Origin of the sequence: Microbulbifer sp., from assembly GCF_036563125.1 — a bacterium.
Classification (GTDB): Bacteria; Pseudomonadota; Gammaproteobacteria; order Pseudomonadales; family Cellvibrionaceae; genus Microbulbifer.
Genome location: NZ_DATCMV010000082.1, coordinates 1 through 5367, shown reverse-complemented (window position 1 = coordinate 5367; position 5367 = coordinate 1). Strand labels below are relative to the sequence as shown.

Annotated in this window: 6 protein-coding genes; 5 read left to right on the top strand and 1 reads right to left on the bottom strand. The window is 59.1% G+C overall.

What is annotated here, in order from left to right; genetic code table 11:
* Nucleotides 1-262: 262 nt before the first annotated feature.
* Complete coding sequence (locus VIL80_RS06370; protein WP_332035306.1) at nt 263-1708, bottom strand: NAD-dependent succinate-semialdehyde dehydrogenase; 1446 nt, start codon at nt 1706-1708, stop codon at nt 263-265.
* Between the two features lie 150 nt (nt 1709-1858).
* Here VIL80_RS06370 and VIL80_RS06365 point away from each other — a divergent pair, with 150 nt between their 5' ends.
* From VIL80_RS06365 to VIL80_RS06345, 5 genes are all read left to right on the top strand, one after another.
* A complete protein-coding gene (locus VIL80_RS06365; protein ID WP_332035305.1) occupies nt 1859-2779 on the top strand; it encodes a LysR family transcriptional regulator in 921 nt (306 codons plus the stop codon).
* A 132-nt stretch (nt 2780-2911) separates the two neighbouring features.
* A complete protein-coding gene (locus VIL80_RS06360) occupies nt 2912-3529 on the top strand; it encodes a YoaK family protein (protein WP_332035304.1) in 618 nt (205 codons plus the stop codon).
* 39 nt (nt 3530-3568) lie between these two features.
* A complete protein-coding gene (locus tag VIL80_RS06355) occupies nt 3569-3877 on the top strand; it encodes a hypothetical protein (RefSeq protein ID WP_332035303.1) in 309 nt (102 codons plus the stop codon).
* Between the two features lie 85 nt (nt 3878-3962).
* A complete protein-coding gene (locus VIL80_RS06350) occupies nt 3963-4454 on the top strand; it encodes a GNAT family N-acetyltransferase (protein WP_332035302.1) in 492 nt (163 codons plus the stop codon).
* Nucleotides 4455-4647: 193 nt separating this feature from the next.
* Nucleotides 4648-5367, top strand: a 720-nt coding sequence (locus VIL80_RS06345; RefSeq protein WP_332035301.1) for a dihydroorotate oxidase, incomplete at its 3' end; no start/stop codon positions are given.

The following is a 5367-nucleotide window of genomic DNA, read 5'->3' as shown; positions in this document are numbered from 1 at the left end:
CGGTTGGGGGTAAAGGGCATCCAGAATGCATCGGTTTTCAGTTCGGACATGAATTTCTCCGACTCAAAATTTGAGCCTTACTAACGTAGTAAAAAACTTCGAAGCGAAGGCAAAGTGCCGGGTGCGGGTTTTCAGGAGCGTCGGCAACAGGGATGTTGCCGACGCAGCGTACAGGGATGTATTCACAGCGGTCCTGAAAACCCGCACCCGGTGCTTTGCCGCCACCTCAGGAAATTAGAAAGTTCTAAAACAGCTACGAAGCTCAAACCCCGTAGCAGCAATATTTGGTTTCATAGAATTCCGCCATTCCCTCGACACCACCCTCGCGGCCGATACCGGATTCCTTGATTCCGCCGAAGGGCGCCACCGTGGTGGAGAACACACCGGCGTTACACGCCACCATGCCGTACTCCAGCGCTTCCACCACCCGGTTCGCGCGGTGGATGTTCTCGCTCATCACATAAGCCGCCAATCCATAGGCCGTATCATTCGCGCGGCGAATCACATCTTCCTCATCGCGGAATTTCAGCACCACTGCCAGCGGCCCGAAAATCTCCTCCCGCGCGATGCGCATCTCATCATGCACATCCACCAGCAGGGTCGGCGCATAGTAGTTCTCCCCGTTTGGCAGAAAATCACCGCCCAACAGCAGACGCGCCCCATTGGCCACCGCCTCCTCAACCAGACCGTGTACCCGATCCACCGCGCGGCGGAAAATCAGCGGCCCGAATGTCGTACCCTGCTCCAGACCATGGCCCGGCACCAGCGCCGCCATCTGCGCGCGCAGCTTCTCCACAAAGGTATCGTGCACCGACTCGTGCACATAAATCCGGTTGGTGGACACACAAGTCTGGCCCGCATTGCGCATTTTTGTCGCCATACAGGCGGTCACCGCCACATCGATATCCGCATCGTCGAACACGATAAACGGTGCATTGCCACCGAGCTCCATCGACATCTTCTTCACCGTGCCCGCGCACTGGCTCATCAACAGCTTGCCCACCTGGGTAGAGCCGGTGAAGGTGAACTTCGCCACCCTTGGATCCTGGGTCAGCACCTTGCCGACCGCCGCGGAATCACTGCTCACCACCACATTCAGCGTGCCCGCCGGCAGTCCCGCCTCCTCCGCCAGCGCACACAGTGCCAGTGCGGACAGGGGTGTCTCCGCCGCCGGCTTGATCACCACCGTGCAGCCCGCCGCCAGTGCCGGCGCAGCCTTGCGGGTGATCATCGCATTGGGGAAATTCCACGGTGTAATGCAGGTCACCACCCCCACCGGCTGGCGGATGGTGTGCAGACGCATGTTCGGGTTGTGGGTGGGAATGGTCTGGCCATAGGCGCGACGGCACTCCTCCGCGTACCACTCGATGTAAGAGGCACCGTAATCGATCTCTCCCAGCGCCTCCGCCAGCGGCTTGCCCTGCTCCATGGTCAGCAACCGCGCCAGATCCTCGCGGTTGTTGGCAATCAACTGGTACCAGCGCTTCAGCACCGCGGCGCGTTCGGCGGCAGTCTTGCCACTCCACGCGGGGAATGCGGCGTGGGCCGCGGCCACCGCCTGCTCCGCGTCGGCCGCGGTGCCATCGGCGATATCCGCCAGCAGCGCGCCAGTTGCGGGGTCAGTGACCGCCAACTTACCGGCGCCATCGCGCCACTGCCCATCGACATAGTTCTGGGTCTTCAACAATTGGTTATTGTTCAGTTCCATCGAATACTCCCTGATCGCTGTTGTATCAACGTTTTCGGGATTCTGGATCGGCAGTCCGGCGGAGGATAGTAAGAACTGTGAAACTAAAATTTACGATTATCAAACTTTGTTTTAGGCTGGCGGCGTAACTAACGATTTCAGGACCTGTGGATGAAAACCGGCAAATCCGCACTCTCCGGTCGCATCAGCGATATGGATCTGCGCCTGCTGCGGGTGTTCCGCGAAGTGGTACAGGCCGGCGGGCTGGCGCCCGCAGAAGTGGCGCTCAATATCAGCAGGTCGACCATCAGCGTGCACCTGTCCGATCTGGAGACTCGCCTGGGCATGCAGTTGTGCCTGCGCTCCCGGGGGCGCGCCGACTTCAAGCTGACCCCGGAAGGGGAAGCCCTCTATCAGGCCATCCTGGAACTGGACGGGCACCTGGCCAGCTTCAAAAGCCAGGTGAATGCCATCCAGTCGCAGCTCACCGGCAAGCTGCGTATCCTGTTGCCGGATGACGTGCTGGCCATGCCCCAGCTGGACCTGCCCGCCACCGTCGCCCGTCTGCGCGAGCGCGCGCCGCAGTTGCAGCTGGATATCCAGCTCGCCGCCCCCCACGAACTGGAGCTGGAAATTCTCGCCGGGCGGGCCGATGTCGGTCTCAACCCGCTGCACTCCCGCCGCCCTGGCCTCAGCTACCAACCCCTGTTCAGCCACCAGTCACTGCTCTACGGGGCGGCGAGCCACCCCTGTGCGGCGGATGTGGATGAAGAGTTCATTACCCAGCAGGAATTGGCTGCGCCGGATCACGCGGTGCTGTCTGGCGCAGCACACCTGTATCGGCTGTTCCCATACAAGAGCATCGCCAACCATATGGCCGCGCGCCTGGCGATGATCCTGTCGGGAAAATTTATCGGCTTTCTGCCCGAGTATCTGGCCAAACCTTATGTGAAAAAGGGAGACCTTACAGCACTGCTCCCGGCGCGTTTCAGCTACCGCATACAGAATGCTCTGACCTGGAAGGGCAGCGCGATGGAGCAACCAGCGGTTAATCTGTTCAGAGATTTACTGGTGGCAGATCGTGAGCTGTAGCCGCGCGCACCGTACAATCCCGCAAACGCTCCTGCGAATGTGGACAGGGATAAGGCCCGACTGGCCCTTGCCAAATAGTGAGGAAGAAGATTGATATCCAGGCTGCCAAGTTGGATTGAATACGGAGCATTTGTGCTGGCACTGGTGGCCGGCTATATCAATGCCATCGGCCTGCTGGGATTTGAACACCAGGCCATTTCCCACCTGTCCGGCACCGCAACCCTGCTGGGAACAAGTGCGCTCGGGTCATCCCTGCAAACAACGCTGCACCTGGCCGGTATTCTGCTGGCCTTTTTTACCGGCGCGACGTTTTCAGGCCTGCTGCTGCACGGCAGCACCCTGAAGCTCGGTCGCCACTATGACACGGCGCTGGTAATGGAGGCCCTGCTGATCTTCGCCGCATTGCTCCTGCTCTCAAATGGCTCTGGGTACGGCCACTACGCAGCCTCTGCAGCCTGCGGCCTGCAGAACGCACTGGCCACCACCTACAGCGGCGCGGTCATACGCACCACACACCTGACCGGGATTTTTACTGATATGGGACTGATGTTCGGCGCGGCACTGCGGGGCGAGGCATTTGATCGCAGGAAAGCGCTGCTGTTCTCGCTCATTATCATCGGCTTCATACTGGGGGGCACAATCGGGGCCTACGTATTCGATTTGTTACAGTTCAAGGCCCTGGCGATACCCGGTTGCATCTGTCTCATACTGGCACTCGCGTATCGACTGTACTCCGAACAACGCAGCTGACCGGAAGCGCTCGTCTCGCCAACAGGGAGAAAACACCATATGTATAACGAAAAATTCACCCACGAAGTCTCCCGGCGACTCCGGGGACTTTTCGGTACCTCCAAGCTGGGAATGCCCATTCCGCCCATCGAGCGCCATCGCCTTGAAGGCTTTATGCAGGCAGGAATATTTCTCGGACTCAGCAGCAAAGCAGAGCTGGCCCAGCTCATGGAAGAAATTCACTTCGACATATTCGGCAAGACCATTGCTGAGCACCGTGCCCAGGCACCGCTGTCGTGGGTCTTCGAAGAAGTCGACTACAGCCTCTACGAATCCCCCGCCTACGAGCGCACCCACCAGGAGAGCTGAAGCTCACCAGAAAACCTCGCGCCGCTCCCCCCGTGTCCCCATGGGGACCAGCCCCTGCGAAAGCCATTAAATTGTGGAGAAAATCTTGAGCGTAACCACGTATTACCTGGAAATGACTGATCCCCAGGAGCTGAACGCCAAACCCTGCCCCGAGGGTCTCTCGGTGGTAGAAGCGGAGGAAAAAGAGTTTCGCTTCAATCGCTACCTGTACCAGCTGGTCGGTGAACCGTGGCAGTGGACCGACAAACTGAAATGGCCGGACCGCGAGTGGCAGGACTATGCAGAGCGCGATGCACTGCGCATCTGGGTGGCCTACTATCGCGGCGCCATTGCCGGCTATTTCGAACTGGAACAGCAGCCCAATGGCGATGTGCAGATTGCGTATTTCGGGCTGGCCCCGCGCTTTATCGGCCGCGGCTTTGGCGGCCACCTGCTGAGCTGTGCCATTGAACAGGCGTGGAAGTGGGCTCCGTGCAAGCGGGTGTGGGTCCACACCTGCACCCTGGATCACGACAGCGCACTGGGCAATTACCAGGCGCGCGGCATGGCGATCTATCGTACGGATACCGAAGAGTGATTGCCCGCAATTCGTGGTGCGCGGAAACATTCGCGTGCCACCTTCCGCTGGCATCTTGCAGCATGCGGTCGGCGAAGCTGAAAAGTTGACGTTTTATCCGCCGAACACATGACTCTGCGCCCGCAGCCAAAAAACCCTCAGGTAATGCATATATAGTTCATTGAGTATGAATTCTTAATGGGCGGAAGTGACTATGGCTGCGGCAGTTTCCCTGGCGACCTCCATCGCGGGTGCATCACTTTCGTCCTGCCTGTATAACGCCTCCGGCCCGTTGTGCACAACGGCCGAGGAACTGGACGCAATCGGCATCAGTGAGGCCGGCGCCATCCTGAGTAAAAGCGCCACACTGGAGAAGCGCGCGGGCAACCCGGAGCCGCGATATGTTGAAACCTCCTGGGGCAGTATCAACAGCATGGGACTGCCCAACGAGGGGTTTCAATATTATCTGGACTACGCCAGCCGCGTCGGGGCATTCGCAAAGCCCTACATTATGTCCATCTCTGGCCTGAGCCATCAGGATAATGTCGACATGATCAAGGCGCTGGCAGGCCAACAACATATCGCTGCCATTGAACTCAATCTTTCCTGCCCGAATGTGCCGGGTAAACCCCAGACCGGTTATGACTTCGACCAGAGCCGCGCGCTGCTGGAGCGGGTGTTCGAGCACGTTTCGCTGCCCCTCGGGGTCAAGCTTCCGCCTTACTTTGACCTGCCGCACTTTGACATGATGGCCGCTGTACTGAACCAATTTCCGTTGGCGTTCGTAACCTGTGTCAACAGTATCGGCAACGGGCTGGTTATCGACCCGGAATCGGAATCGGTGGTAATAAAACCGAAATCCGGCTTTGGCGGCATCGGTGGTGATTTCATCAAACCCACCGCGCTGGCCAATGTGCGGAAGTTCTACACCCTG

Bases quoted from the DNA above. Each gene is read 5' to 3' on its own strand.
- VIL80_RS06365 (WP_332035305.1), top strand. From the start codon at position 1,859: ATGAAAACCGGCAAATCCGCACTCTCCGGTCGCATCAGCGATATGGAT.
- VIL80_RS06355 (WP_332035303.1), top strand. From the start codon at position 3,569: ATGTATAACGAAAAATTCACCCACGAAGTCTCCCGGCGACTCCGGGGA.
- VIL80_RS06370 (WP_332035306.1), bottom strand. From the start codon at position 1,708: ATGGAACTGAACAATAACCAATTGTTGAAGACCCAGAACTATGTCGAT.